This is a genomic window from Synechococcus sp. R55.3 (assembly GCF_047461975.1).
Taxonomy (GTDB): domain Bacteria; phylum Cyanobacteriota; class Cyanobacteriia; order Thermostichales; family Thermostichaceae; genus Thermostichus.
In genome coordinates this window covers 1-26,826 of the sequence record NZ_JANSIG010000035.1, presented here as the reverse complement: position 1 = coordinate 26,826, position 26,826 = coordinate 1, and the positions used below count along the sequence as shown (strand labels likewise).

The 26,826-nt window shown below is 57.2% G+C and carries 21 protein-coding genes; 14 read left to right on the top strand and 7 right to left on the bottom strand.

Translation table 11 applies throughout. From position 1 onward, the window contains the following. The first annotated feature begins 355 nt into the window (after positions 1-355). A complete protein-coding gene (locus tag NW849_RS07300; protein ID WP_414356922.1) occupies positions 356-1,513 on the top strand; it encodes a DegT/DnrJ/EryC1/StrS family aminotransferase in 1,158 nt (385 codons plus the stop codon). Positions 1,514-1,791: 278 nt separating this feature from the next. Here the strand turns inward: NW849_RS07300 and glgB are convergent, their stop codons facing one another. Then, positions 1,792-4,083 (bottom strand): 1,4-alpha-glucan branching protein GlgB, encoded by a 2,292-nt coding sequence (gene glgB, locus NW849_RS07295; protein WP_414356915.1) that lies wholly within the window; start codon positions 4,081-4,083, stop codon positions 1,792-1,794. 59 nt (positions 4,084-4,142) lie between these two features. Next, on the bottom strand, positions 4,143-5,618 hold the full coding sequence (locus NW849_RS07290; protein WP_414356914.1) for a dihydrolipoyl dehydrogenase family protein: 1,476 nt from the start codon (positions 5,616-5,618) through the stop codon (positions 4,143-4,145). Between the two features lie 223 nt (positions 5,619-5,841). Between NW849_RS07290 and tatA the strand changes: the two genes are divergently transcribed. Both tatA and NW849_RS07280 read left to right on the top strand, forming a co-directional pair. Further along, positions 5,842-6,087, top strand: a complete 246-nt coding sequence (gene tatA, locus NW849_RS07285) for a twin-arginine translocase TatA/TatE family subunit (protein WP_414356913.1) — start codon at positions 5,842-5,844, stop codon at positions 6,085-6,087. 227 nt (positions 6,088-6,314) lie between these two features. After that, entirely contained in the window at positions 6,315-7,151 is an 837-nt protein-coding gene (locus NW849_RS07280) for an anti-sigma factor domain-containing protein (RefSeq protein ID WP_414356911.1), read from the top strand. Here NW849_RS07280 and NW849_RS07275 read toward each other — a convergent pair whose 3' ends face one another. Next, complete coding sequence (locus tag NW849_RS07275; RefSeq protein ID WP_414356910.1) at positions 7,152-7,643, bottom strand: helix-turn-helix domain-containing protein; 492 nt, start codon at positions 7,641-7,643, stop codon at positions 7,152-7,154. A gap of 237 nt (positions 7,644-7,880) precedes the next feature. Here NW849_RS07275 and NW849_RS07270 point away from each other — a divergent pair, with 237 nt between their 5' ends. From NW849_RS07270 to NW849_RS07240, 7 genes are all read left to right on the top strand, one after another. Beyond that, on the top strand, positions 7,881-8,774 hold the full coding sequence (locus NW849_RS07270) for a bestrophin family protein (RefSeq protein WP_414356908.1): 894 nt from the start codon (positions 7,881-7,883) through the stop codon (positions 8,772-8,774). A gap of 180 nt (positions 8,775-8,954) precedes the next feature. After that, positions 8,955-10,223: a metallophosphoesterase family protein gene (locus tag NW849_RS07265; protein ID WP_414356907.1), complete on the top strand. Its 1,269-nt coding sequence runs from the start codon at positions 8,955-8,957 to the stop codon at positions 10,221-10,223. 2 nt (positions 10,224-10,225) lie between these two features. After that, on the top strand, positions 10,226-13,822 hold the full coding sequence (locus tag NW849_RS07260) for an AAA family ATPase (RefSeq protein ID WP_414356905.1): 3,597 nt from the start codon (positions 10,226-10,228) through the stop codon (positions 13,820-13,822). Further along, positions 13,812-15,005, top strand: a complete 1,194-nt coding sequence (locus tag NW849_RS07255) for a DNA double-strand break repair nuclease NurA (RefSeq protein ID WP_414356903.1) — start codon at positions 13,812-13,814, stop codon at positions 15,003-15,005. The genes NW849_RS07260 and NW849_RS07255 overlap by 11 nt, the downstream gene beginning before the upstream one ends. Further along, positions 15,002-15,595: a hypothetical protein gene (locus NW849_RS07250; protein ID WP_011433556.1), complete on the top strand. Its 594-nt coding sequence runs from the start codon at positions 15,002-15,004 to the stop codon at positions 15,593-15,595. Before NW849_RS07255 ends, NW849_RS07250 begins: the two co-directional genes overlap by 4 nt. Then, the gene (locus NW849_RS07245) at positions 15,595-17,301 is read left to right on the top strand and encodes an ATP-binding protein (RefSeq protein WP_414356900.1); all 1,707 of its coding nucleotides are present in this window, start codon (positions 15,595-15,597) and stop codon (positions 17,299-17,301) included. Before NW849_RS07250 ends, NW849_RS07245 begins: the two co-directional genes overlap by 1 nt. Before the next feature lie 142 nt (positions 17,302-17,443). Further along, on the top strand, positions 17,444-17,995 hold the full coding sequence (locus NW849_RS07240; protein WP_414356897.1) for a hypothetical protein: 552 nt from the start codon (positions 17,444-17,446) through the stop codon (positions 17,993-17,995). A 293-nt stretch (positions 17,996-18,288) separates the two neighbouring features. Here the strand turns inward: NW849_RS07240 and NW849_RS07235 are convergent, their stop codons facing one another. Further along, on the bottom strand, positions 18,289-19,479 hold the full coding sequence (locus NW849_RS07235) for a M20 metallopeptidase family protein (protein ID WP_414356921.1): 1,191 nt from the start codon (positions 19,477-19,479) through the stop codon (positions 18,289-18,291). 133 nt (positions 19,480-19,612) lie between these two features. Then, positions 19,613-20,377 carry a 1-(5-phosphoribosyl)-5-[(5-phosphoribosylamino)methylideneamino]imidazole-4-carboxamide isomerase gene (gene hisA / locus NW849_RS07230; RefSeq protein WP_414356919.1) on the bottom strand — a complete coding sequence of 255 codons (765 nt, stop codon included), beginning with the start codon at positions 20,375-20,377 and terminating at the stop codon, positions 19,613-19,615. 148 nt (positions 20,378-20,525) lie between these two features. On the opposite strand from hisA, the gene NW849_RS07225 reads away from it, so the two are divergent. Together NW849_RS07225 and NW849_RS07220 are read left to right on the top strand one after the other, a co-directional pair. Next, positions 20,526-21,905, top strand: coding sequence for a 16S rRNA (cytosine(967)-C(5))-methyltransferase (locus NW849_RS07225; protein WP_414356918.1), 1,380 nt, complete (start codon positions 20,526-20,528; stop codon positions 21,903-21,905). Positions 21,906-22,010: 105 nt separating this feature from the next. Beyond that, positions 22,011-22,847, top strand: coding sequence for a TrmH family RNA methyltransferase (locus NW849_RS07220; protein WP_414356894.1), 837 nt, complete (start codon positions 22,011-22,013; stop codon positions 22,845-22,847). 16 nt (positions 22,848-22,863) lie between these two features. Here NW849_RS07220 and recA read toward each other — a convergent pair whose 3' ends face one another. Next, a complete protein-coding gene (gene recA, locus NW849_RS07215; protein ID WP_414331989.1) occupies positions 22,864-23,988 on the bottom strand; it encodes a recombinase RecA in 1,125 nt (374 codons plus the stop codon). Between the two features lie 235 nt (positions 23,989-24,223). On the opposite strand from recA, the gene lgt reads away from it, so the two are divergent. Together lgt and tsaE are read left to right on the top strand one after the other, a co-directional pair. Next, a complete protein-coding gene (gene lgt / locus NW849_RS07210; protein WP_414356891.1) occupies positions 24,224-25,048 on the top strand; it encodes a prolipoprotein diacylglyceryl transferase in 825 nt (274 codons plus the stop codon). 3 nt (positions 25,049-25,051) lie between these two features. Continuing rightward, complete coding sequence (gene tsaE, locus NW849_RS07205) at positions 25,052-25,690, top strand: tRNA (adenosine(37)-N6)-threonylcarbamoyltransferase complex ATPase subunit type 1 TsaE (protein WP_414356889.1); 639 nt, start codon at positions 25,052-25,054, stop codon at positions 25,688-25,690. A gap of 231 nt (positions 25,691-25,921) precedes the next feature. On the opposite strand, the gene NW849_RS07200 is transcribed toward tsaE, so the two are convergent. After that, the gene (locus NW849_RS07200; protein WP_414356887.1) at positions 25,922-26,620 is read right to left on the bottom strand and encodes a pirin family protein; all 699 of its coding nucleotides are present in this window, start codon (positions 26,618-26,620) and stop codon (positions 25,922-25,924) included. Positions 26,621-26,826: the final 206 nt, after the last annotated feature.

Sequence of the window (26,826 nt, the reverse complement as noted above, 5' to 3'; positions counted from 1 at the left end):
GGCTCCACCAGCACCTCCAGCTCCGCCTCAGGAAAGCGCTGCCGCAAACTGGCCAAGGTGGGAAAAAACAAAATCTGATCCCCAATCCCCCCCGGCACCAGAGCCAAAAGGCGGGGGGCCAAAGGCGCTGTGCCGCCAACTGCTCGAGAAGCCACCTGCATAAAGCATCCTGTAGAAAGCGGTATCCAGGGATCCCTGGCTCAGGACATCCCGCGCTTACTCTATCTCAGATTGCAGACCTTCAGGACAGGCTGGGCAGACCGGTTCCAGCCCCCTGCTGGCCCAGAGCGTTGTCTACCCAGGCTCTCATCCGCGATGATGGGCTGTGGCCGCCACCTTCTCCAAAGGCAGCACCATGACGGAGGAGCCGATTCCGCTGTTGGATTTGACGGGGCAGTACCGGGCTTTGGCCGCGGTGTTGCAGCCGCAGGTGGAAGCGCTGCTGGCCTCTGGCCAGTACATCGGCGGGGCGGCGGTGCAGCGCTTTGAGGAGCAGTTTGCCCAGTTTTTGGGGGGTGGCTCTTTGGAGGCCGTCGGCTGCAATTCCGGCACCGATGCCTTGGTGTTGGCTTTGCAGGCTTTGGGCATCCAGGCGGGGGATGAGGTGCTCACCAGTGCCTTTAGTTTTTTTGCCTCGGCTGCCGCCATCAGCCGGGTGGGGGCGCGTCCGGTGTTTGTGGATGTGGATCCGTGCACCTTTAACCTGGATCCGCAGCTACTGGAAAAGAGCATCTCCTGCCGCACCAAGGCGGTGGTGGTGGTGCATTTGTTTGGGCAGGCGGCCAACATGACCCAGATTCTGGCTATTGCCCGGCGGCACGGCTTGGCGGTGGTGGAAGATTGTGCCCAGGCGGTGGGGGCCTGCTGGGGGGGCAGGCCGGTGGGCACTTGGGGGGAGGTGGGCTGTTTCAGTTTTTTTCCCAGCAAGAATCTGGGTGCGGCTGGGGATGGGGGGGCGGTGGTGACGCGGGATGGGCAACTGGCCAAGCGGGTGCGGGCGCTGCGGGAGCATGGGCAGACCCGTCCGTACCACCACGAGTATCTGGGTCTCAACAGTCGTTTGGATGCGCTGCAGGCGGTGATTCTCTCGGTGAAGTTGCCTTATCTGCGGGAGTGGAACTGGCGGCGGCAGGGGATTGCGGAGTGTTACCACCGCTTGCTGCAAGGGATCCCGGGCTTGATGTTGCCCCAGGTGGGGGTGGGGGGGAACTCGGTGTGGCACCAGTACACGGTGCGGGTGGTGGGTTCTGAGGCGACGGATGGGCGGCGGCGGGACTATTTGCAGCAGGGTCTGAAGGAGCGGGGCATTGGCAGTCGGGTTTACTATCCTCTGCCGTTGCCGCTGCAGCCGGCGTACCGAGGGCTGGGCTACAGGCGGGGGGATCTGCCCAATGCCGAGCTATGTGCGGCTCAGGTGTTGTCTTTGCCGTGTTTTCCTGAGTTGACCACCTGTCAACAAGAGCGGGTGGCTGCGGCCATTGCTGAAATCCTCTCAGAAAAAACCTGCCCGTAGCACTCAGTTATGTCTGCCTTATGGTCATTTCGATTCAAACTAGAACACTGCACCCACGCCCACAGTCATTTTAAATAAGAATGAAACGAAATGAAACATTTCCATCCCATTGCTTCCCAACTCCCCTCTCCCTCTGGGAAGAGGACTGGGGGTGATCTCGGAAGCGGTATGGAGCGCTTGGGGATTGTCTCAATCCAGCTTGAAAGGACTACAAATGGCCAAAAAACGAAGTCTCCAGACCCGTCCTCCCAGTGCGGCGGAAGGAAGCCAGCAGGGTGTCAATTCTGGGACTCGACCGGCTGCGGCGGCTGCCATTTCAGCACCAAGGTAGAAAGTTGCGGCAGGCAGAGCTCGAGGGAGTAGGGCAAGTTGTGGTAGGCCCAGTCGTCTGTCCACTTGCCCCCCAAATTGCCTACCCCGCTGCCCCAAAACTCCACAGCATCGCTGTTGAGCAGCTCTCGATAAAAACCTCGTTCCGGTACCCCAATGCGGTAATGGGGCCAGACCACCGGCGTGAAGTTACAAACCACCACCACCCACTCCCTGGGATCCTCCCCATAGCGGATGAAGGAAACAATGCCGCGATGGTCGCTGCAGTCAATCCAGCGGAACCCTTCTGGCTTGGTGTCTTGGGTATACAGGGCAGGCTCAGAGCGCAACAGGTGATTCAGGCTGGCCACGTAGTGGCGCAACTTGGCGTGGGGTTCATACTGCAGCAGCCCCCAGTCCAGATCTGCCCAAACGTTCCACTCATTCCACTGGCCAAACTCCATGCTCATGAACAAGGTTTTCTTGCCAGGGTGGGTGAACATGTAGCCGTATAAAGCCCGCAGGCTGGCGAACTTATGCCAATGATCCCCCGGCATTTTGCCCAACATGTGGCTCTTGCCATGCACCACCTCATCATGAGAAAAGGCCAGCATGTAATTTTCGCTGAAGGCATACATGAGGCTGAAGGTGACCAAATGGGGATGGAACTGGCGGAACCAGGGATCCATGTGGAAATAATCCAACATGTCGTGCATCCAACCCATGTTCCACTTCAAGTTGAAGCCCAGCCCACCCACATGGGTTGGCCAAGTTACCATCGGCCAAGCAGTAGATTCTTCGGCAATGGAAAGCGCACCGGGGTTGTATTTGAAAATGAGGGTATTGAGCTGCCGGAAAAAGTCGATGGCTTCGAGGTGTTCCCGCCCGCCGTAGGGATTGGGGATCCAGTCTTTGCGGTCATAATCCAGATAAAGCATCGAGGCCACCGCGTCCACCCGGATCCCGTCGATGTGGTATTTCTCGAACCAAAAAAGGGCATTGGCCACCAGATAATTGCGCACCTCGTTGCGGCCATAATTAAAGACCAAAGTGCCCCAACCTTTGTGCTCGCCTTTGCGAGGGTCGGCGTACTCGTACAGGTGAGTACCGTCGAAAAAAGCCAGCCCATGCCCATCTTTGGGGAAATGCCCAGGCACCCAATCGACAATCACGCCGATCCCGGCTTGGTGAGCCCGATCGACAAAATACATAAAGTCTTGCGGGGATCCATAGCGGGATGTTACGGCATAGTAGCCAATCACTTGATAGCCCCAAGAGCCATCGAAGGGGTGTTCTGCCACCGGCAACAGCTCGATGTGGGTAAAGCCCAGCTCCTTCACATAGGGGATTAGCTTGTCCGCCAGCTCGCGGTAGGTGAGGAAGCGAGTATTGGGCTTTTGGTCCACCAGCACACTTTGCCCTTCGGCAGGTGGATCTTCAGCCGAGGCGTGCATCCAGGATCCCAGATGCACCTCATAAACCGAAATCGGCGAGCGCAGGGGATCGGTGGCGGCGCGTTTTTCCAGCCAGGCTTGGTCGTGCCAGGTGTAGGTGTTGAGGTCGGCTACGATGGAGCCGGTTTTGGGGCGCACCTCCTGTTGAAAGCCATAGGGATCCGATTTTTCGTAGATATCCCCCCAGGAAGTTTTCACCTCGTACTTGTAGATGGCGCCTGGCCCTATGCCGGGGATGAACACCGCCCAGATGCCGCTTTCGCCCAGCCGCTTCATCTGGTGTTGACGCCCGTCCCAGTGGTTAAAATCGCCGATAACGCTGACGTTGCGGGCGTTGGGAGCCCAGACGGCGAAATGCACCCCCTTCACCCCATCCACCGTGATGGGATGAGCGCCCAGCTTGTCGTAAATGCGGTGGTGATTCCCCTCGTTGAACAAGTAGCGATCCAGCTCGCCAATGTGGTTGACCTTCTCCAAGGGAAAGCGGTAGGGATCCTCCCATTCTTCCAAGTGTTCCCCTTGGGGATCCCAGACCCGTTGGGCCCGCAAAAAATAGTCCGGCAGAGGGGTTCCCGGCTCAAAGCGCAGCTCGAATAGCGTTTCCGGGTGCAGCGGCTGCATCGGGTAAGCCTGTCCAGTGGCGCGTTCCACCAGCCAAACCTGCCGAGCATTGGGCACAAGGGCGCGCACCAACCCAAAGGATTTCCCGGCCTCTTCTATCTGCTGGGGGCCCAAAACGGCATAGGGATCCTGCCATTGGTTGGAGACAAACTGACCCACTTGTTCGGCAGACAGGAGAAAGCCCATCGGGAACCCTCAGTAAATGACCATTCTAGTCTAGCGGTGGCCGACCTCCGGTTTGCGCTTTAGCTCCAGGCCCGCCTCCAGGCAAAGAATCCCTGCAAGGCGTTCTGCAGGCGGGGGTTGGTGGCCAATTGTTGCCTGCGGTGCTGCAGGGCCGCCTTGGCATTCACCTCCGAGCGGGTGGGGTAGATGTGGATCCCGGTCAGGGCAGAGACGGGCAGCCGCCGGCTCATGGCCAAAACCACCTCGTGAATCAGCTCTCCCGCCTGGGATCCCACCAGGTGCGCCCCCAAAATCTGGCCGTTGCGCCGACAGATCAATTTGGCAAAGCCCAGGGGGGCAGCTTCTGCCTGGGCCCGATCCACATCGGCAAACTCCTGTTTGAGCACCACCACATCCTTGCCGTATTGCTGCCGGGCTTCGCTTTCGGTGAGGCCCACACGGGCCAGCTCCGGCTCGGTGAAGATGGCCCAAGGAATGACACGATAACGCGCTTGGCTGAGGGGGAAAAACAGGGCATTGACCAAGGCCACTGCCGCTTCGTAGGCCGCCACATGGGTAAATTGCGGCCCGCCGATGACATCCCCACAGGCGTAGATGCGGGGATTGCGGGTTTGCAGCTTGGCATTTACCTGGATCCCTTGGGGGGTGTACTGCACGCCGGCGGCTTCTAGACCCAGCCCTTCCACGTTCGGGATCCGACCGGCGGCCACCAAAATCGCTTCTGCGCGGATCACCGGGTCACCTGTAGCGGCGGAGCCTGCTCCAGGGTTGGCCTTTAGGTAAAGCAGCTTTGCCCCCTGCTCTTGGCCGACTGCTGTGGCGCGTACCCGGGTGAGGATGCGGATCCCATCTTGGGCCAACTGTTGCTGCACCACCTGGGCGGCTTCGGGATCCTCCTTGGGCAAGATGCCCTCGCGGCTGGCAATGAGGGTCACCTCGGATCCCAGACGGGCCAGAGCTTGGCTTAACTCGCAGCCTACCGGCCCCGCCCCTATCACCGCCACCGATTTGGGCAAACGGGTTAGGTCAAAGATCGATTCGTTGGTCAGATAGCCCGCCTCGGCCAAGCCCGGCAAGGGGGGAACCCAAGGACGGGATCCGGTGGCGATGACAAAAGCCCGCGCCTGTACCTGCCGTCCTGCCACCTCAAAGGTGCGCCCATCCACAAAGCGGCCCTTGGCAAACACCAGTTCCACCCCCAGTTGGCGGAAGCGATCTGGCGAATCGGCGTGGTTGGCGATGTAGCTCTGGGCAGAGCGAATGTGTTCGTACACCTTGAGGTAATCCACCGAGATCCCTGCTGGGCCAGGGAGAGTTACCCAACCGGCAGCAATGGCCTGGCGCATCCGATGGACGGTATGGGCCACGTGAAGAAGGGCTTTGCTGGGCACACAGCCATGCCAGAGACAATCTCCGCCCAGGCGGTCGCTTCCTTCCACCAGCAGCACCTTGGCCTTCAGTTGGGCAGCAGCGCTGGCCACCACCAAACCCGCTGCACCGGCGCCGATGACCACAATATCGTAGGGGACAGGCATGGCTTTTTTTAAACTTTTAAACAGGAGAATCGGGCAAGGGATCCCAGGAATCGGCAAAAGATAGCACCATCCTATGTCTTGAGTGGGCCGGGGGCAGGATGGGAGAAGGGGATCCCTTTCCACACCCTTTCTGCATGGGAGAAGAACTTGTTAGAGTGGGACGGATGGATCCCTTGCAAGCTGGGTTGATCCGTCTGTTCTACTTTTCAGGTTTTGGGGACTTATGACTATTCTGCTGCCGAGCGAACCTATCCTGGCCGTGAGCATCTTCGGCATGGGCCTGCCAGAGCTGGCCGTGATTGGGGTGATCGCGGTGGTCGTGTTTGGCCCCAAGAAGCTACCGGAGTTGGGCAGCGCCTTTGGCAAAGCGTTGCGGAGTTTCAAACAAGAGATGAACAACCCCAGCAGCGATGACGAGCCTGCCGGCGCAGAAAAGGCGGAGAAGGTGGTGGAGAAGGATGCCGCCTGAGGGTCGCGGAGAGGGGTGGGATCCCAACTTCTGCCAGGGACGTGCTGCCGCAACTGGGGATCTTGTCGAGAGGGGGGATCCAAGCCAGCTTTGGATGAGAGGTGAAGTCAGCTCGCAAGGGAGCCGGCTCCAGGGCTAGTGTATAGTTCTGGAAAGTTCCCCAGCCTAGTGCTACCGGCTGAGCCAAAATCAGCCCGGATAGGCCCATCGGATGCCCCAGAGGTGGTATGGCTGAGCTGACCGATTTCGAGTTGATGCGCCAGATCCAACTGCGGGATCGCCGCAGCCACTTCTTGCTCAAGGATCGCTATCAGAAGCGCCTGCTGGATATTGCCTTGGCCATTCTCAAGCAACCTCACCAGGCGGAAGAGGTGGTGCGGCAGGTGTTCGAGTTCTGCTGGAAACACGCCGATGCCTTTGACCTGCAGCGGGATCGCTCGGTGGCCCTGTGGCTCTACGAGTTGACGGCCTTTCAAGCCAGGGAACGGCTGCGGCGTTGGGCTTGGCTACCTGTCCCCCTCTCCATTCAAACCTCAGCCCCTCTGGGGCCGCGACGTCTCCTTTGGGGCAGCCTGGCAGTGCTGGGGATCTACGCGGTAGCCATAACAGCGGCCTACTGGCGGCTGCGCTGGCAGTGGGGATCCCCCATCGAGGGAGAGTCAGCGGCGCTTCAACAGCTCTACCAAGAGTGGCAACGACAACCGCAGGTGCAGCGAACCCTGCTGCGGGATCCCAGCTTCAGCACTCCCCTGTTGGTGCAAGCCCTCTGGTCGCCCCATGCCAAGCAGGTGCTGCTCTTGGCCTCGGAGATGGCTCCCGCCCCCCCAGGGAGCACCTATCAACTGTGGCTGGAGTCGGAGATCCAGGGAGGGGGACGACTGCTGGAAAACGCCGGCACTTTTGCCGTCAACGGGGAAGGATCCCTGCAGTGGCTCAGTCAACCCATCCATTCTGAGCAGCCGACCCGCCTTCTCGTCACCCTCGAACCGGCAGGAGGGAGCGAATCCCCCACAGGCCCGCCTCTGCTGCAGAGCAGTTTTTGGATCCCTGCCGCCCAGCCATGATCAGGAGAGATTGGGGGATAACTGGGGGGCTTGTCTCCCGCTTTTGCGCCGCTTAGCATGGGATCCCCGCAAGCGCACCTTAAGACGGTAGCGAACCGTTTCGTGAACGACCTTATAGGAGGCATCCACACCGTGCGTTTCCCGCAGCCATTCGCGGATGTCGCTGTAGGTACGGAATCGGCCAGGCTGATGCAGCTCCTGCTTGAGGATTTCCAAAACCGGCTTGGGGATGAGGGGTTTGCGCCCTTGGTTGCGGGGCACCGTCAACATGCCCTCTAGCCCCTTGGCCTTGTAGCGTTGAAACCATCGAAAAATCGTTGAGATGTCCCGCCCCAGAATTTCAGCCAAGCCTGTCATCGTCTTGACTTTCCCAATCTTGAGCAGGTAGAGAGCTTGAACCCGCTCCTTGCCGGTCGGTGTGGACTGCTTGCTTAGTAGGGATTTGAGCTCTTCAGCCGATTCCTGAATGTCGAGCTTGAGGACTCCAGCCATGTTGGGGCGTCGCAGAACAGCGTTGAATTCGTTGCCTGGCGGAGAGTCTACCACAGTAACTTGGGGTTTTGGAAGTTGTTCGTGAAGTTTGCCTGGGCATTGCTTGACATTTACAGAATCTCGAACTGAAAAATCTCTAACAGGCTACCCTCGTCGCTTTTCAGGATGGTCGGGCAAGGGATCCCCTCTTGGGCGGCAGGCTGTAGGATTAGAGGGCAAGCTTGCCGACGCTGCACTATGGTTCTTCGCAAGTATCTTGCAGGAGAGGGGCTGCGTTGGTTTCGACTGGCCCTGCAGTTGCAAGGATCAGTTGTACCGGCAGTGCTTCCCCGCGCCTTTATCTGCGGCTTGGCCGGGGTGCTGGTTTCGGTTCTGTATAAGTTGGGGCTGCCCCTGGCGCTGTCGTCCTTGGTGGCATTTGTGCCCAACATCGTTTTGGGTTTGATGCTGGTGTTTCGGACAAACACCGCCTACGAACGGTTTTGGGAGGGGCGGAAAGCTTGGGGAGCCGTGGTGAATGACGTGCGCAACTTGGCCCGCTTGATTTGGGTAGCCATTGAAGAAAAGCAGCCCGGCGACCGGGAAGAGAAGATCCAAACTCTATATCTATTGCCCGCTTTTGCCATGGCCATGAAACAGCACTTGCGCCAGGAACCTCTGCTGGATGAGATTCAGCCCCTGCTCAGCCCGGAGCAGTTGCAACGTCTCCAAAGCCTCAAACACCCCCCCTTGCAAATTGCCTTTTGGATCGGAGATTACTTACAGCGACAATACCAAAAGGGCCGCGTTGAGGTCTACCAGCTCACGATCATGGTGGAGCGGCTCAACAGCATGGTGGATGCGCTGGGGGCTTGCGAGCGCATTCTCATGACCCCAATGCCCATGGCTTATGCCCTGCACTTGAAGCAGTTGCTGTTGCTTTACTGTTTGTCTTTACCGTTTCAAATGGTGGAGGGCTTGGGTTGGATGACCGGCCCCATTGTGGGATGGCTGAGCTTTATGTTGTTTGGCGTTGAAGAGATCGGCATCGAAATTGAAAATCCCTTTGGCCGGGATCCCAATGATCTGCCCCTCGATAACATTTGCAACAAGATGAAGCACAATATTGCGGATTTGATCAATTCCACTTAGGGAACTCTCGCCGTTCTGGATGGCAGGGCAGCTGCCCATTTCAGATCCTCAGCCGGCACCTACCCCTAGTGGAGATAGCCGGGACGAACCCGATGATTGAGAGGAAGGGATCCCTATATCTTGGGTAGGGAACAAGATGGGTTTGCTAAACTGTGGACAATTTGCCGAGGTGCTCTGGGGATGGCCTGCTCAACCTGCACATTTTTACACCTGGCCGATGTGCATCTGGGCTATGACCGCTACGACAGCCCGGAGCGGAGCAAGGACTTCTTTTTGGCTTTTCGGGATGTTGTCCGGCGCTATGCCATTCAGGATCCGGTGGACTTTGTGCTCATCGCCGGAGATCTGTTCGAGCATCGGCAGATTCAGCCCGGCGTTCTCAACCAAGCCCAGATCGTCTTGCGGGAGCTGCAGCAGGCCGGGATTCCGGTGTTGGCCATCGAGGGCAACCACGACAACCGTCCCTATGGCGTGAAAACCAGTTGGCTGAGGTACTTGGCCGATCACGGGGAGCTGATATTGCTGGAGCCTGAGGAAGGGGAAGAAGGACTGGAGCTGCGTCCCTGGTCGGGCCGGCGGGGAGGGTATCTGGATTTGCCCTGTGGGGTGCGGGTGATTGGATCCCAGTGGTACGGATCGGCAGCTCCCAGGTCAATTGAGCAGTTGGCGGCGGCCATTCGACGGTTGCCCCCCGGCCCAGAACGGGTGGTGTTGATGTTCCACCACGGTCTAGAAGGCCAAATTGCCCGTTACCAAGGCGCTTTGCGCTACCGGGATCTGTTGCCCTTGCGGGAGGCGGGAGTGGGCTACCTGGCCTTGGGACACATTCACAAAAGCTATTCCGAGGGGGGGTGGATCTTCAACCCGGGATCCCTGGAGGCCAACAGCACTGCCGAATGGGACTTCCAACGGGGGGCTTATCGCGTCCGCTGGGGAGATGGCCCACCCCAAGCGGAGTTGGTGCAGGATTACCATCAGCGGCCCCGCCGCCGGCTCTATCTGGAGGCCAAGGGCAGAGAAACCCCCGAACAGATTGCCGCAGCAGCCATTGCCTTGGCTAAGGGATCCCGTTTTCAGGAAAGTGAGATGGAGCCGATGGTGGAGTTGCGGCTGGTGGGACAGGTGGGGTTCGCCAAGCATGAGCTGGATAGCCGCGCCCTACAGTGTCAAATTCAGCAGCTTACCGGCGCCTTGCTGGTTCTGTTTCGTTTTGAGGCCAATACTTTAGAGCTCGGGTCGGCTGCCCTTTCCTTGGAAGAAGAGGGGCAGAGGCTACAAATCGAAGAGAAAATCTACAGGGATCTGCTGAGCAGCCATGCCCACTACCGCAAACGCAGTGAAGAGCTAGCGCGGCTGCTTCTGGATCTTAAAGAAAAGGTTTTGGATGGGCAAGGAGAATCTGAAGTGTATGCTCACCTAAGGGGAGCTTTTTGGGGAGCAGAAGACTGATTATGCGGATCCTCTCTCTCGCTTTACAAAACTTCAAATCTCATGAGGATGCCGTCTTCACGTTTGAGCCAGGTATTAACGCCATTTGCGGAGAAAACGGAGCGGGCAAGACCAGCATTTTGGAAGCCATTGCCTGGGTTTTGTTCGACTACTGCCCCTACAGCCAAGAAGAAATCATTCGCTCCGGGGCCAACGACGCGGTGGTGACTGTGCAATTTATCTCCCAATGGGATCAGCGCACCTACGATGTCCGCCGCAGCGTAACGCAGGGATATCGTCTCTTTGATCCCCAGCTGAAGCAGCGCCTAGAGTATGAGCGCAAGTCCGATGTGCTGCCGTGGCTGAGGCAACATTTGGGCGTACCTGCCGGTACCGACCTGGCGCGGCTCTTTGCCACAACGATTGGGGTGCCCCAAGGGACTTTCACGGCAGACTTTCTCAAAACCGGTCGAGATCGCAAAGAAGTTTTCGATCGCATCTTAAAGGTGGAAGAGTACCAGCAGGTAGCCAAAGACCTGTTGGCGGTCGAAAAATACAGCGAGGCGCAGATTCAGGCCATTAATCATCAAATTGAATTGCTCCGCCAACAGCTACAGGAGTGGGATCCGCTGCAAGCGGAGCGGCAGAAAATCCAACAAGAACTCAGTTACTGGCAAGAGCGCTTGCGTCAATCGATCCATACCCTAGACCAGGCTAAGCTTGAGATGGGGCGACTGGAGAAATGGCTTGAGCAAATCCAAACTTTGGATCACCAGATCGCCCAACTGGAGCAAAAGGGATCCCTACTGGATGTGTCTCTTGAGCAGGCGAAAAAGCTGTGGACGGAAGCCAGACAAGCCCAAGCACAACAACACCAATATCAAGAGGGATCCCGGCGTTTTTTGGCCACAGAAGCTCGCTTGCGGGAGCTAGAAAAACAGCAGCAGCAACGCTTGGAGTGGCTGAAACAGCGGGATGCTTTGCTCTCGCAAAAGCAGCATATCGAAAACCAATTGGCAAGACTTCAAGAAAAGTTAAGCCAACAGCAGCGCTGGAAGCAGGAGCTAGAGGAGCTAACCCCGCAAATTCAGGCCCAAGAGGAGCTAGAGCGTCAGCAGACCTATTGGACTCAACAGCTCAACACGTTGCTACACCTGCACCGCGAATGGGAACAGATCCAGGCAGAATGGACAGCCCACGCCGAGCGCTGTCAACTGCTACAAAGCCGAGTGCAAGAAGCTGAACAGGCCCAGGCCATATGTCGGCAGCATCAATTGACCTACAACCGTTATTTGCAGTTGGAAACCCTCATTGCAGAGCAGGAAGCGCTGCGGCGAACCCGACAAACTTTACTGGCTCAACGGGAAACTTTGCAACATCAACTGCATCGATTGGAGCTGCAGGGATCCGAATATCAGCAACAACTCCAGATCTTCCAAAAAATGGAGGCGGAAAAACTTGAGCTGCAACCCCTGTGTGAACGGCAGGCCTCCCTGGAGCAGCGCCACTCCCAACTTGGCGAGAAGTTGGCTTCCTTTCAGGCTCTGCGCCTTGAACTCAAACAACGGGAAACGGAGCAGGAACAAGGCCAAGTCCAATTGCAACAACTGCAGCTCCAACTGAGACAACGGCAGGCGGATTTGGAGCGGGTAGCCGCCATTCCTGCGCTCGAAACTCAACAGGAGCGATTGCAAACTCAGCTCAGCCGCATTGCCGCAGCTCGTCAATTTCAACAGGAGCTACAAGCCCTTTTTGAGCAGGGCTCGGATCAATTGGCTCAACACCATCACAGCATCCGGCAACTTCTGGACGAATTGGAAGCGCAGCGACACAACTATCCCCAACTTCAATCTCTGTGGCAGCGGATCCCAGAGGTACTCACTCGATCTTCAGCACTCAGCCAACAGTTGCTCCAGTCCATCCATCAGATTTTGCAGGATCTGGCTCCCCAAACTTCCGAGCCCCAACTTCGTCAGCAGTTGTCCAACATCCAAAAACAACTCAGGACTTTGCAACCCTTGCTCGGCCTAACCGCACAAATACCCGATTTACAAGCCCAAATTCAGCAACTGCTGCAGTTGCAAGCCGAACGACAAAGCAGAATTGATGATCTTCACTGGGATCTTGAGGCTGAGCCCACCTTCCTTCGGCAACAACAGGAAATTGGCCAGGCGCTGCAAGCTCTGGGGGATCCCAGAGGGCAAATCCAGCGCTTGGAAAGAGATCTCAGCCGCAAGTCTAGGGTTGAGCAAGAATATCAACAAATAGCGGCCCATGTTCAGCAACTCCAACAGCAGATACAAGCCCTAGAAGAGCAGCTGCAACCGCTTTCAGATCTGGATGAAAGAATTGCAGCTTTGCGGGAAGAACAAGGCCGGCACCGCAACAACTACGAGACCTTTATCCGCATGCAGCCTCTTGCCCAAAGTTTGCCCCGACGGCAAGATGAACTCCAAGCGGCCCAGTTGGCCCTAGATCAAATCCAGAAAGCCAAGCAAGAAAAACAAGCCCAGATCGACCGCTGGGAACAAACAGAGAGATCCAAAGATGACCTGCAAGCCCAAATTGAAAAAGCCGCCAAAACCTTAAAATCTCTGGGGGATCCCAGAAGTCAAGCCGAACGGCTCAAAGCAGAGCTAAAACAGGAAAAGCAGTATTTACAAATGCAGGCCGACTGCCTGCAGCAGCTTCAGGATTTACAGGCCGCACTCAACCCTATCGAGGAGGCCCTATGCCAAACGGAGCATCTGGATCGAGAGCTGGGATCCCTGCAGGAAGAACGCGAACGATACCGTTTAGATCACGAGCGCTATCTGCAGGCAGAACCCATCGCCAAATTGCTTCCCCAACGGGAACAGGAACTGGCCGAGCTAAACGCCCAGCGGCAGCAACTGCAAACTCAGCTTTCCCAACTTCGCGCAGCACGGGATCCCTTGGCTGCTCTGTATCGACCGCAGGAGCATGAGCATCTTCGATCCCTTCTGCAGGCCACCGAAATTCAAAAAGCCGAAGCCCAGGCCCGACTGGAGAGCCTAGCTCCTCAACTGAGCAAAATTGAGGAAAAGTTGCGGCAATTGGAACAGACCAAGGCAAGCTTAAAGCAAGTCGAGGCAGAAAAAACTGAGAAAGAACGCCTACACCGCTTTATCAAGTTTAGCCGAGATACCTATAGAAAAGCCGGCCCTCAAATTACCCAATACTACCTGCAGCAGATCAACCATACTGCCGATCACCTCTTCCGAGAAATTCTCAACCGTCCCAACGTCACCCTGACCTGGGAAGCCGATTATGAGATCCGCGTTCAAGAAGCCGGCAGCCCCAAACGACGGTTTGCCAGCCTTTCCGGGGGAGAGCAAATGTCGGCGGCCTTGGCAGTGCGCTTGGCTTTGCTCAAGGTGTTGGGACAACTAAATATTGCCTTTTTCGATGAGCCCACCACCAATATGGATGCCCAACGGCGACAGCGGCTGGCAGAGGCCATCACCAACCTGCGATCTTTTGAGCAGCTATTTGTTATCAGCCACGACGATACCTTTGAGCAAATGACAGAAAATGTTATTCGGGTGGAAAGGCACTCCGGATCCAAGTCGGTAGGGAGGGATCCCGCCCATGGTGTTTAGAGCCGACCGGATCCTGGCGGTGCTGCAGCAGAAGCGGGAGGCCTTTGCCACTTTTGATCAAAGGCTGTCGGAGCGCAGAGAATACTATAAGCAGGCCATGGAAAGCTTGTGCCAGTGGTCAAGCCTAGAGATTGCCGAAAAAATAGCTCCATTCCCTTTCCCAGGCGCTTTACCTACTGCAGAGTGGGATCGCTACTCCAATTGGAGGATCCCTTTTGAGCAGGAATGGGCCAATTACGAAGAAAGCCGCGATTGGGCGAAGTCGGTCATTGAAAATATTCCTACCTTTGCCGTAGATGGATCCCAGATTTATCCCAGCAAAGATCTGTCAATACCGGTGGCGCTGGTGCAAATCGGCTGGTATGAAAATTATCACTGCGCAGCAGGCTTGTACGAAAAAGACATCCAAGTGGATGTATTGACTCCAAGGGACCTGGGATCCGACAGCAGCGGCGAACCGAAAGAGCGAATGGTTAACATGCGCCGCTTTCAAATGGAAATCGAGAGACTTGTAGAATACATTCAAAAATCTCAACCGGGATCCCGAAAATTGGCCTTTTTGGACGGGGCGCTGGTGGCTACTTTTGCCGAAGTCTTCGAGCCAGAAAGCCAAGATTTCTATGTGCAGTGTTTGCTCCAGCTTTTGCGGGCCAGCGAGCAAAGCCGGATCCCTATCGTGGCTTACATAGACACCACCTACACTTCCGATTTGGTGGCGTTGCTGAAGCATTGTTTTGACCTACCCGAAGCTCCACAGCTTCACGATGCGCAACTGCTTAGTCCCTGGTTGGAGTGGGGGGATCGCACACCTTTTTTCATCTGTGCCCGCGGCGGCAGCCTCAACCCCCAAGATGGGATCCTCAACTCCTACCAAGAAATGCGGGAGCGAGTGGGGTTTGTTTACCTGCGCACCAGTGACAACTTTCCGGCTCGCCTGGAAATACCCGTTTGGGTTTATGAGGCAGGACTGTTGGACTGGTTGGTGGATCTGGTTCGCTGTGAGGTGGTGATTGGGCGAGGTTATCCTTATGTGCTGGAGACAGCCGATCAAATAGCCGTTATCCGCAATGAGGATCGCAACCTTTTCTTGCGTCTCATGCAAGATTGGGCCGCTCGCGAAAAGCTGAACCTAAGGCTATCCCGGAAAACAGTAAGTAAATTACAGCGGAGACGAGTTCGATGAGATTGGGAAAGGTAGTTCGCTCCAACAATCACTGTGATTATGTGGTGCAGGTGGACGATGCTTTAGAAGTCAAAAATCCGCCGGCTCCTGATGACTATGGCTTCGGCAGCTTTGTCAAGCTAGAAAGCGACCGGCGACACTGGGCTGTAGGTCTGGTCTACAACACACAGCTTCTGAATCCGATGTTCCTCAATTCTGGGCCGCGCCTTTCCAGCCAGCCGGATCCCTATTTTTCCCCCGATCTGCAGAATGAGGTGCGCACGCTACTCTCGGTGGTCTTAATCGGGGCCTTGGATGAAGAGCGCCGCTGTGGCCGGCAAGGGATCCCACGCGTGGTGGTGCCTGTAAACACGCCGGTTTTTCGCATGAGCCGGGAAGAGATCCTGCGCTTTCACCAGGATCCCCAAGGTCAAACCCAATTTTCCTACTATGGTTTGCTGCTGAGTAGCGGCGGCAACTTTGCCAATCATTTGATCTACCAAGTCTTGAACGACATTACGCCGATGTTTGCCGATCCAGCTCAACGGCGAGCCCTGCAAATCTTAAGCAAAGAACTGGCCTGGAAAATGACTGTAGGAGCGATGCGCTGATGCCCCAAAAAATCACCGTCAATGGCCACTACCCAGAAGCCAACCTCTCTCCAACTGAGGACTCTCCAGAGGTAATTGGCACTGTCAAAGGGCCTGGAGAAACCTCTAACCAATATGTTTTCATCACTTCCAATACCCAAGCGGTAAAGGTGGGCGATTTCGTCTATTACGAAGTCCAGGATCCCCAATCGCAAACCCTGCAAATCTTGGGCAAAATTAGCCAGGTTCAACTCCTCGATCACATTCCCGATCGCATCTTTGCCGATACCGAAATCGATCCCAGCACCATTGTGGCTCTGGTGGGCTTCACCCATCCCAATCCGGAAATCTATGCGGTTACCGTCGAGGTCATCGGCTATTTCAATCAGAAGATGGGCTTTATTAACCCCCGCCGCGCTCCGGATCCCGGTGCCAAGGTTTTTCTGGCCTCCAATCGTCTGCTGAAATCAATTTTGAACAAACGAGATGAAACAGCCATTGGGGGTGCTCACTTGGGCAGCCTGTTGTTGCGCGATGAGGGAGCAGTGCCCGTAGTACTGGACGTCAAGGAAATGGTCAGCACCCATCTGGCCATTTTGGCGGGGACGGGATCCGGCAAATCTTATACAGCAGGGGTTTTGATTGAAGAGCTGCTTTTGCCCAAAAACCGAGCTGCCGTCCTCATTTTCGATCCCCACGGGGAATACCACACGCTGGCAGAAATGCAGTCCCACCCCAAGTTTTTTGGGGAAGATGGCTACCGACCCAAAGTCAAGGTTCTTTCACCGCAGGAAATTAAGATTCGTGTATCTTCTCTTAACTTCTTTGATATTCTGACCCTGCTGCCAGAGACCACTGACCGACAGAAATCTTTTCTGGAGAAAGCCTTTCGCAAAACAACTCAATTTAACCCGATCCGCTGGACGATTCAGGACTTAATCGATGCCGTAAATGAAGCCGATTCTGCAGAAGATGGATCCCAGGGATCCTCAGCCGCCGCCTTGGAGTGGAAATTAGAACAGATCGACCGCTCTCCTTATTTCAGCAATGTAGAACATCTGGCCCCCAAAGACTTGTTTGAGCCGGGGCAGGTGACCATTCTACAAATGCACGAGATCAGCCAAGAAGAACAGCAGGTGATCGCTGCTGCCATCTTGCGCCAGGCCAACTATGCTCGGATCAATACCCACAAAGGCAAGATCCAGCCGGGGGACGAAAATTACTTGCCTTATCCCGTCTTTATTTTGCTGGAAGAGGCCCATCGGTTTGCCCCTGCCCACGAGCCTTCCCGTTGCAAACAGGTGCTGCGCACCATCCTCAGCGAAGGACGCAAGTTTGGACTGGGAGTAGGGCTGATCACGCAACGCCCTGGCAAGTTGGACTCGGATATTCTGTCTCAATGCATGAGCCAATTTTTGATGCGAATTGTCAACCCTGCCGATCAGGAAAATTTGCGCCACAGTGTCGAGGCTGCCGGACGGGATCTGTTACAGGAATTGCCCGCCTTGAGCAAAGGTCAGGTGATCGTCTCCGGGGTGTGCGTCAATACCCCCGTGTTATGTAAAGTGCGGAAGCGTTATACGCAGCATGGCGGCGAAACGTTGGATATTCTCGGCCTCTGGCAAAGGCATTCCCAAGAGCACCACCAACGGGATCGCTTGGCCCAGTCGGCCCCTCTCAAACCGCATCCTCAACCTCAGGTGGTGGATGGACTCAGCATTGATTAGCAATGGCCCAAAACTCCAACTGTGGCCTGATCTCAATCGCTGAATCTGCCAAATCTACAATCCGAAACCACTGCTTGATTGCAATACAATTCATTTCACAGAAACAAGTTTTGGGGCGAGCAGGATGAGGAAACAAGCCCTTTTGCCAAGCTTCCTGGGCATTGCCGTTGCAGTTCTACTGGGATCCGGGCCTGCCTATGCTCAGTTGCGGCTGATCCCCGAAGCGGCGCGGCGGGTGTACGAGGCATTGCCGGATCTGCCGCTGGAAAACGTCTACACCCCCATTAACCCCAATGACGGCGGCCCTACGCCTGAGGAAGATACCTTGGTGCGGCGGATGATAGTTTACCATCTGCAGGTGGCCGGTCGCTCCCCGACCGACCGCTTTGACTGGCAACTGACGCTGGCGGACTATTTTGATGCCAATGAGCCAATCATCGCCCAACGGTATCCCGGTGCCGACCGCCTCACGGTCAACCCCTACGCCCAAGACAAAGCCGTTGTACAATCCCTGAACCGGCAACAGCGACAGGCCCTGCTGGAAGCCCTTGTGCTGGCCTTCGGTGGGGATCCCAACCCAACGCCCCTCTACATTCCCGCCGACTTGAATCCTGTCCCCGCCCTACCCACCCCAGAACCCATGCAACCTTTGCTGCTCCCTGGTAGCGGAGGGGCTGACCTGCTCAGGCCCTAGCCATTCCAGCCTCCTGTCAAGCTGGGGATCGCCGTTCCAGCGCAACCCAAAATGCCTGGTGAACGACTCCCGGGGTAGACGCCCCTAGGGCGGGCTTCACGCTTCACAGACTTGTCTATGCAGAGGTCTCCGCGTGCTGCCACCGTGCATCCCACGGCAGGGACAGACCGGGGAAACTCTCCAGAGAGGTATATCTTGGACGGCTTTCATCCCAACACTGTTCGCCTAGCGTCTCTTTTGCTCTTGGGTAAACACAATTCGCAAATACAGTGCGGGGCTTCCCACCGTTGAAGCTAACTCAGGGCTTGGCCAGTATAGTTCTCAATGCAGCGCAGGAAGAGCTCCACGCCAAGGCCAAGGGCAGCTTCATCAAAATCAAAGCGGGGATGGTGATGGGGATAGTCCAGTCCCTTGGCGGGGTTGGCGGATCCCAGGAAAAAGTAGCAGCCAGGCACCTCATTCAGGAAAAACGAGACATCCTCTCCGCCCATGGTCATTTCTGGGATGATCCTCGCCTCTGAGCCAAACACCTGGCGGGCAGCTTGTTCCACCAGCGCTACCATAGCAGGATCGTTGCAAACCGCTGGGTAGCCCCGTTCGTACTGAAACTCGTAGGTGGCCCCGTAGGCTTGGCAAATGCCGGCAACGATTTCTTCCATACGTTTTGAGATCAAATCCCGCACTTCCGGCTGAAAGCTGCGCACGGTGCCCCAAATCTCAGCTCTAGGGGCAATGACGTTAAAGGCATCGCCGGCCCGGAAACGGCCCACCGTCACCACCGCCGGCTGCAGCGGATCCACACTGCGGGAGACGATGGTCTGCAAAGCATTGACAATGTGGGATCCCACCACAATGGCATCCACTGTTTGTTGGGGAAGGGCAGCATGTCCGCCTCGCCCGATCACCTGAATCTGAAAGCGGTCGGCAAAGGCCATCGAGGGGCCACTTTTCACGCCAATAGTGCCCAGAGGGCGATTATTCCACAGGTGTAGGCCGAGGATGGCTTCCACATCCGGGTTTTTCAGAACCCCCGCCTCCAGCATGGGCTTGGCTCCGCCGGGGCCTTCTTCGGCAGGTTGAAAAATGACCTTGACCGTGCCCTTGAGGTGTTGACGGTGCTGTTGCAGCAGCTTGGCGGTGCCCATAGCAATGGCCGTATGGCCGTCGTGGCCACAGGCGTGCATGACGTTGGGGATGGCGGAGCGGTACTCGACTTCATTGGCCTCATGAATGGGCAGGGCATCCATATCGGCCCGCAGCGCCAAAACCGGCCCCGGCTGCTCTCCCTCAATGGTGGCCACGATGCCGGTGTGGGCAATGCCGGTCTGGTGAGGGATCCCCCAACTTTTCAGGCGCTGGCTGATGTAGGCGGCGGTTTGCTTCTCCTGGAAGCCCAGCTCGGGATACTTGTGGATGTGGCGGCGCCAGGTCACCAACTCGGGTTGTAAAGCTCGAACAGCAGGGCGAAGCGCAGGGACAGACATGACCTGAAAAACAAAAATGTCTTGGAAAACCTTCACCAGCGGCTGGTGTTGTCGCATGAAGTTGCCTGTTGATTTCACCAGTATGGCAGAGGTTTTGCCAGGGCTGTCTTTCGCTCGATCTCTGGATGGATACCTAGGCCCACAGGGATCCGGTTTCCGGCGGTAGATCTTGCCAGCGGCCCGGCCCCACAGCTCGCAAAGCCTCTTGCAAGGAGATCGCCCCTGAGTAGAGGGCTTTACCCAAAATGGCCCCCGTCAAACCGGGCAAGCTCAACAAAGCCAGCAAATCCGTTAGCGATCCGATTCCCCCCGAAGCAATCACAGGCAGGCGGGAGATGGCGAGGATCTCCTGCAACTGTTGTAGGTTGGGGCCGGCCAGGGTGCCATCCCGGCCAATGTCGGTGTAGATGATGCCGGCGACGCCCTGTTCCCCCACCCGTTGCACCAATTCGGTGGCCCGCAGGGGAGTGGTGCTCAGCCAGCCGCGGGTGGCCACTTGCCCCTGCCGAGCGTCGATCCCCACCCAAACCCGACCGGGGAAGGCTTGGGTCATAGCCTCCAGGGTGTCGGGATCCTCTACGGCTAGGGTGCCAACGATCACCCGATCCACCCCCAGCTCCAGCAACTGCCGCGCCCGTTCCAGGGATCGGATCCCACCCCCCACCTGAATCGGGATGGCCAGTTGGCGCACCAGGCGCTCGATGGTAGGCAGGTTAATCGGATCCCCGCTTTTGGCCCCGTCCAGATCGACCACATGCAGGCGAGGGGCACCCTGTGCCGCCCAAGCTTCGGCCTGCTGGATGGGGTCATCGGCCACCTGTTCCGCCTGAGCATAATCCCCCTGGTAGAGGCGCACGGCGTGGCCCTGGAGAAGGTCGATGGCGGGGATCACCTCCAGAAAAGCAGTTGAGTAAGGCATGATGGGATCCCTTGAGGGGCTTTTCCAGTATCGCCTGGGAGCGGCCTTGCTCCAGCGGAGATCTGGATCTCTAGACCCTAAAGTGCTCCACACCGCTGACGCGATGGGAGAACATCCTGAGATGACTATGAACGCGCGCCAACTGGCTCTGTTGGCTCTGCAGAAAATCGAGCGCCAAAACGCCTATGCCGACCTGGTTCTGGGGCATTTGTTGGCCAACAGCAGCCTGATCCCCGCCGACCGGCATCTGGTCAGCGAGCTGGTGTATGGCATTACCCGCCGTCGCCGCACCCTCGATGCCTTGATCGATTGCTTTGCCCAGCGTCCTGCCCACAAGCAGCCCCCCGATTTGCGACTGATTTTGCATCTCGGCCTCTACCAACTGGCTTTTTTGGATCAGATCCCGGCCAGTGCTGCCATCCATACCAGCGTGGAATTGGCCCGCCAGATGGGGCTAGGATCCCTGACAGGGGTGGTGAACGGCATCTTGCGCGCCTACCAGCGGCAAGTGTTGGATCAGCCAGAGAAGGATCCCCTCAAGCCTTTGCGAGATGCCCGGCAGACAGCGGCGCGGAGCCCTATTCAGACTCTCGGGATCCTGCACAGCTTTCCCGACTGGTTGGTGAGCCTATGGTGGGAGCGCCTGGGGCCGGTGGAAACGGAGCAGTTGTGTGCTTGGTTTAATCAGCCACCCCACCTGGATTTGCGGGTCAACCCACTGCGGGCAGATGTGAATAAAGTCATTCAAGCCTTGGCAGCAGCCGGGATCCCTGCCCTCCCCATCTCCGAGGTGCCGGGTGCCTTGCGACTTCAGGATCATGCCGGCGACATCACGGCCCTGCCCGGCTTTGCCCAGGGTTGGTGGAGCGTTCAAGATGCCAGTGCCCAGCAGGTGGTGCATTGCCTGGATCCCCAGCCGGGAGAGCGGGTGATCGACTGCTGCGCTGCTCCGGGCGGCAAGACCACCCAAATAGCCCAACACATGCAGGATCGAGGGGAGATTTGGGCTTTGGATCGTCACCCCCACCGTCTGCGGCGCCTAGAGGAAAATGCCCATCGCTTGGGCTTGACCTCGATTCGTTCCCTGGCCATCGACCTGTTGCCGCTGAGCGCTGCTGCCGATCGCGTCAGCGGGACGGAGTCCTTACCCCCTGCCCCCTTGCCCCCCTGGCAGAGTGCTGACCGCGTACTGCTGGATGCCCCATGCTCCGGCTTGGGAACCCTGCACCGCCATGCCGATGCCCGCTGGCGACAAACCCCAGAGCGGATCCCAGAGTTGGCCCACCTGCAAGCTCAGCTTCTGCAAGTGGCAGCCCGTTGGCTGAAGCCGGGCGGGGTGTTGGTGTACGCTACCTGCACGCTGCACCCTGCCGAAAACGAGGAGATCATTCAAGCCTTTCTCGACAGCCATCCTCATTGGGCTGCAGAAGGGGATCCCCTGCTCATTTGGCCCCACCGACAGGATCGGGATGGATTTTTTATCCAGCGGCTGCGTCGATACGGTTAAATAAACCTTCCATCGTGGTGCTTCCCAGGTGCTCCGAGCCATCAACCCTCAGCTTTCCTGAGGGAGAAAAGGATTATCTCCAAGCAAGAGACTGACTGTTGCCCCATGGTTTCTGATCGCGTTAGCGGGACGGAGTCCTTACTGCTGACCAGCCCGAAAAACCCCTGGATCCGAAAGTTGCGGCAGTTGCACCGCAGCCAAGGTCGGCGAGAACAGGGCGCCTTTTTGGTAGAGGGATCCCATCTCATCGAAGAAGCCCTGCGGGTCGGCTGGCCTTTGCAAGCCCTCTGCTACACGCCCGACTGGGCCAGCCGTCACCCTCACCTGCTGGCCGATCTGCCCAAGGGCCTACGGCGGCAACCCGTCAGCCCAGAAGTCATGGCGGCACTCTGTACCACCGAGTCTCCCGAAGGAGCCGTGGCCGTGGCCGTCAGTCGGCAGATTCCCTCTCCCCCCTTGTCCGGGGTACGTTTGGGCCTCGTGGTGGAAACGCTGCAAGATCCGGGCAATTTGGGATCCCTCATCCGAGTCGTGGCCGCCGCAGGAGCCGACGGCCTTTGGCTAAGCGCAGACAGCGTCGATCCCGAAAACCCCAAAGTCTTGCGGGCCTCTGCCGGCCAGTGGTTTCGCCGTCCGCCCCAAGTCGTGCCCGACCTAGCCGCCTGGATCCAGAGCTGCCGTTGCCACGGGATCCAAGTCTTGGCTGCTACCCTCTCCCCCACAGCAAACTGCTACTGGGATCAAGATCTCACCTGCCCAACCCTCTTTCTCCTGGGCAACGAAGGGGCTGGCCTGAGGGAATCGACTATCCAACAGGCCGATGCCCAGGTGCGGATCCCGATGGCCGAGGGTGTCGAATCTCTGAACGTCGCTATGACGGGGGGGTTGTTGCTCTACGAGGCCCTGCGCCAGCGACGATCTCGCTCAGGAAGCGCTCCCTGAACAGCTAGCTGCTCCCTCAGAACTCTTCCTCTACAAAGACCGCATCCTCATTCTCTTCCTGCTCTCCCTCCTCCATCGCTGCCGGCCGGCTGGCGGAAACCGTCACCCCCGCAGAAAGTTTCTCCCGCACAGCCGCTTCCACCTCCGCTAGGAGCTCTGGGTTTTCCTTCAAGTAGACAACCAGATTGTCCCTTCCTTGGGCAACATTTTCCTCCTTGTAGCTGTACCAAGAGCCGCGGCGCTTGAGAATGCCCATCTCCTCGGCCAGATCGATAATGCAGCCGATGTTGGAGATCCCTTGGCCGAAAATGATGTCAAATTCTGCCCGCCGGAAAGGGGGAGCAACTTTGTTTTTCACCACCTTGACCCGCGCTCGGATCCCGTATTCTTCCGCACCTTTTTTCAGGGTTTGAACGCGGCGAATATCTAGCCGCACCGACGCATAAAACTTAAGGGCATTGCCGCCGGTGGTGGTCTCCTGGGGGCCATAGCCTATACCGCCAATTTTGGAGCGCAATTGGTTTAAAAAAAGAACAATGGAGCCGGTTTTGCTGACGTTCCCGGCAATCTTGCGCAGCGCTTGGCTCATCAGGCGCGCCTGCAATCCCACATGGGCATCTCCCATATCCCCTTCGATCTCGGCACGGGGCACCAACGCTGCTACCGAGTCCACCACCACGATATCCACAGCTGCCGAGCGCACCAACTGATCGACAATCTCCAGGGCGGCCTCCCCCGTGTCCGGCTGGGAGATCAACAGGTTTTGAATATCAACCCCCAAAGCTGCTGCGTAAGTGGGATCCAGCGCATGTTCCGCATCCACAAAAGCTGCCGTTCCCCCTTGTTTTTGCACTTCGGCGATGGCATGTAGGGCAATTGAAGTTTTCCCAGAAGATTCCGGCCCAAAGACTTCGATAATCCGCCCTTTTGGGTAACCTCCGCCCAAGGCCAAGTCGAGGGTGATGGCCCCACTGGGTATGGTCTCCACCCGCATCTGGGTGGCATCTCCCAGGCGCATGATTGCCCCTTTGCCGAAATTCCGCTCGATCTGGCTTAACACCTGCTCCAGGGCTTTGCGTTTTTCTGACTTCAATTTGTCCGAGTCATCAGCAGTGTTCACAGCAGCGGCTTTCCGGGCCATAACCCGCATCCCCCCCAGGAGTCGTGGTGGAAAATCGAGCCTGCATTCTAACATTGTCGCCTTGCTCTGAGCGGATCCCTCTCCCTCCAACTGCAGTCAGCTCGTACCTTGCCTCGGTTCCTAACTCCCCTCTCCCTCTGGGAGAGGGGCTGGGGGTGAGGGCAGGTCTTCTGCATAGCCTTGCAGAGCGGGTAGAGTGGGCTAAAGGGATCTGCTCAGGAATGTCCCCACGGTCATGACTTTGGTCTTACAATCCCCCGGCCCGGTTGTGTTTAGTTGGGGGCCGCTCAGCCTGCGCTGGTATGGCTTATTGATCGGCCTGGCAATGGTGTTGGGCTTGCTCCTGGCTCGCCATCTGGCAGCTCGGCGTGGCCTTCCCCCCAGTTCCATGCCTGATCTGCTGGTGTGGTTGGTGGTTGGATCCCTGCCCCTTGCTCGCCTGTACTATGTGGCCTTTGAGTGGGAACGCTATCGAGATGGCCCTTGGTGGCAGGTCTTGGCCCTCTGGCAGGGGGGCATTGCCATTCACGGTGCCTTGATCGGCGGCAGTGCGGCGCTTTACCTGTTCGCCCGGCGGCACCGGCTGAGTTTTTGGTTGCTAGCCGATTGCCTTGTTCCCTCCCTCAGCCTTGGTCAGGGGATCGGACGTTGGGGCAACTTCTTCAACAACGAAGCCTACGGAAAGGTGTTGCCTCCGGATAGCCCTCTGTGGGTACAACTGCAGCTGCCTGATGAATCGCGCGTCCATCCCACTTTTTTGTACGAATCCCTCTGGAACTTTGGTCTCTTCGGGCTCCTGCTCTTTTTAAGCTACCGGCGCCAGCTTCCCCCCGGCACCCTCTTGGGCCTCTACCTGGTGGGGTACAGCCTGGGGCGCTTCTGGATCGAAGGCCTGCGCACCGATAGCCTCATGCTGGGATCCCTGCGGGTGGCGCAGGGGGTGAGCCTGTTGCTCATTGGAGCAGGCCTGGCCGCAATCTTGACAGCTCCCAAACGCGTTTCTGTTCACCCAAACGAGGCAACTTCCTCGCCTGGGATCCCCGCCCCAAAGGAGTTGTAAGCCATGGCCAGCGAACAGAATGAAGAGCTCTGGCAGCAAACCTCCCCTCTGCTGCTGCCATCCGCCGCTGCTACCCAATCACTAGGGGCCCTCGTAGCTCAAGCCGCCCTTGGCTTCCTCGCCCCTTCAGGCCAACAAAAATCTCCCCCTCCCAGCCGCAGCCTCGGCTCCACTTCCGGCTTGGTCATTCTTCTCGAAGGTAATCTGGGCAGCGGCAAAACCACCTTTGTGCAGGGACTAGGGCAGGGCTTGGGGATCCCTGAACCCATCGACAGCCCCACCTTCGTGCTGGTGCAGGAATACCACACCGGACGGATCCCTCTTTTCCATTGCGATCTCTACCGCCTAGAGACCTCTTCTGCCGCTCGCGCCGGTGGGAAAGAATCCACACTCCTAGAAGACCTAGGGCTAGAAGAACTTTGGAGCCAAGGTGGGATCACCGCTATTGAGTGGCCCCAGTACCTCCGCCATCTGCCTGCGACCTACCTCTGGCTGTGCCTACAGCCACATCCCCAACAGGAAGGAGCCCGCCTCCTGTACGCCAAAGGAAAGGGATCCCAGACTGCTCAACTTTGGCAGCAAGTTCTTTCTCAGTTCACTCAGCAAGACCCTGAAGAAAAAAGGATCCACTTCTCCCCCTGAAAGGACTTGAAAGCAGCAGAAAAAGTTGGGATCCCAAAAGACCTATGGCCACCTCGATTCGAACTAAGACACTGCGCCCACACCCGAAGCGTCGGTCGCGCCTTCGCGTTAGCGTTGCGGAGCAATAATGCACAGGTCAGAAGGCTTCTCTCAGTAGCCCGGACGTCTCACCCCAGCCTGAAACGACTATGAACTTGAGGCAAACGGCCAGAACTTAGCCAAAAGTCATCCTCAGGCCAAATCAAACAGCAGCACCTCAGCACCTTTCTCACTGAAAAGGTTGAGCTCGCTTTCCTCAGCAATGGCCACGCCATCTCCTTCTCGCAAAAACAAGCCATTTAGGGTCACATTGCCGCGAGCCACCTGCAGCCATCCGTAGCGCTTCTCATCCAAATATTGGCAGATGGTGTGTCCCGGCTCAATCAACCCCGCGTAGAGATTCACATCCTGATGCACAATTACGGATCCCTGGCGTCCATCCCGAGAGGCAATTAAACAAAACTCATTGGGATGCTCTGCTAAACCCGTCGCTTTTTGTTCATAACTGGGATCTAGGTTTTCCTGCTCCGGCAAAATCCAAATTTGCAGCAGATGAACCTCCTCATCCGCCGAGTGATTGTACTCGCTGTGCTGGATCCCTGTGCCTGCCGTCATCCGTTGAATTTCACCAGGACGAATCACAGATCCCGTGCCCAAGCTGTCTTTGTGCTCAAGGATCCCTTTCAAAACATAAGTAACGATCTCCATATCCCGGTGCCCATGGGTCGGAAAGCCAGCACTCGGGCGGATTCGGTCATCGTTAATCACCCGCAAAGCGCGGAAACCCATGTAGCGAGGGTCGTAGTACTCCCCGAAAGAAAATGAGTGGTAAGTATCAAGCCAACTGAGCTTGACATGACCCCTCTCTTCCCGCTTACGCAAAGTCAGCATCGCAGTTTCTCCAAAACCTGACCCTTGCAACCATCTTACTAACTCTGCGGTCAGACTGTCAGTATACAAATAGTTTTATTTCTCCCTTTCCCTCATTCTCGCCAAAGACTTCCCGAACAAAGTGGCTGGGTAGGACTTGACGTGGGGGTGGTGGTGGGGATAGGGTAGTAAAGCGCTGATGAGGCCACCAGCCCCGGCGTCCCAGA

What these genes read in the sequence shown, in the direction of transcription:
- NW849_RS07275 (WP_414356910.1), bottom strand. Translation starts at nt 7,643, where the DNA reads ATGGCTGGAGTCCTCAAGCTCGACATTCAGGAATCGGCTGAAGAGCTC.
- NW849_RS07270 (WP_414356908.1), top strand. Translation starts at nt 7,881, where the DNA reads ATGGTTCTTCGCAAGTATCTTGCAGGAGAGGGGCTGCGTTGGTTTCGA.
- glgB (WP_414356915.1), bottom strand. Translation starts at nt 4,083, where the DNA reads ATGGGCTTTCTCCTGTCTGCCGAACAAGTGGGTCAGTTTGTCTCCAAC.
- NW849_RS07200 (WP_414356887.1), bottom strand. Translation starts at nt 26,620, where the DNA reads ATGCTGACTTTGCGTAAGCGGGAAGAGAGGGGTCATGTCAAGCTCAGT.
- NW849_RS07265 (WP_414356907.1), top strand. Translation starts at nt 8,955, where the DNA reads ATGGCCTGCTCAACCTGCACATTTTTACACCTGGCCGATGTGCATCTG.
- recA (WP_414331989.1), bottom strand. Translation starts at nt 23,988, where the DNA reads ATGGCCCGGAAAGCCGCTGCTGTGAACACTGCTGATGACTCGGACAAA.
- NW849_RS07225 (WP_414356918.1), top strand. Translation starts at nt 20,526, where the DNA reads ATGAACGCGCGCCAACTGGCTCTGTTGGCTCTGCAGAAAATCGAGCGC.
- NW849_RS07290 (WP_414356914.1), bottom strand. Translation starts at nt 5,618, where the DNA reads ATGCCTGTCCCCTACGATATTGTGGTCATCGGCGCCGGTGCAGCGGGT.
- NW849_RS07250 (WP_011433556.1), top strand. Translation starts at nt 15,002, where the DNA reads ATGAGATTGGGAAAGGTAGTTCGCTCCAACAATCACTGTGATTATGTG.
- NW849_RS07235 (WP_414356921.1), bottom strand. Translation starts at nt 19,479, where the DNA reads ATGTCTGTCCCTGCGCTTCGCCCTGCTGTTCGAGCTTTACAACCCGAG.
- NW849_RS07245 (WP_414356900.1), top strand. Translation starts at nt 15,595, where the DNA reads ATGCCCCAAAAAATCACCGTCAATGGCCACTACCCAGAAGCCAACCTC.
- NW849_RS07300 (WP_414356922.1), top strand. Translation starts at nt 356, where the DNA reads ATGACGGAGGAGCCGATTCCGCTGTTGGATTTGACGGGGCAGTACCGG.
- tatA (WP_414356913.1), top strand. Translation starts at nt 5,842, where the DNA reads ATGACTATTCTGCTGCCGAGCGAACCTATCCTGGCCGTGAGCATCTTC.
- NW849_RS07255 (WP_414356903.1), top strand. Translation starts at nt 13,812, where the DNA reads ATGGTGTTTAGAGCCGACCGGATCCTGGCGGTGCTGCAGCAGAAGCGG.
- tsaE (WP_414356889.1), top strand. Translation starts at nt 25,052, where the DNA reads ATGGCCAGCGAACAGAATGAAGAGCTCTGGCAGCAAACCTCCCCTCTG.
- lgt (WP_414356891.1), top strand. Translation starts at nt 24,224, where the DNA reads ATGACTTTGGTCTTACAATCCCCCGGCCCGGTTGTGTTTAGTTGGGGG.
- NW849_RS07280 (WP_414356911.1), top strand. Translation starts at nt 6,315, where the DNA reads ATGGCTGAGCTGACCGATTTCGAGTTGATGCGCCAGATCCAACTGCGG.
- NW849_RS07220 (WP_414356894.1), top strand. Translation starts at nt 22,011, where the DNA reads ATGGTTTCTGATCGCGTTAGCGGGACGGAGTCCTTACTGCTGACCAGC.
- NW849_RS07260 (WP_414356905.1), top strand. Translation starts at nt 10,226, where the DNA reads ATGCGGATCCTCTCTCTCGCTTTACAAAACTTCAAATCTCATGAGGAT.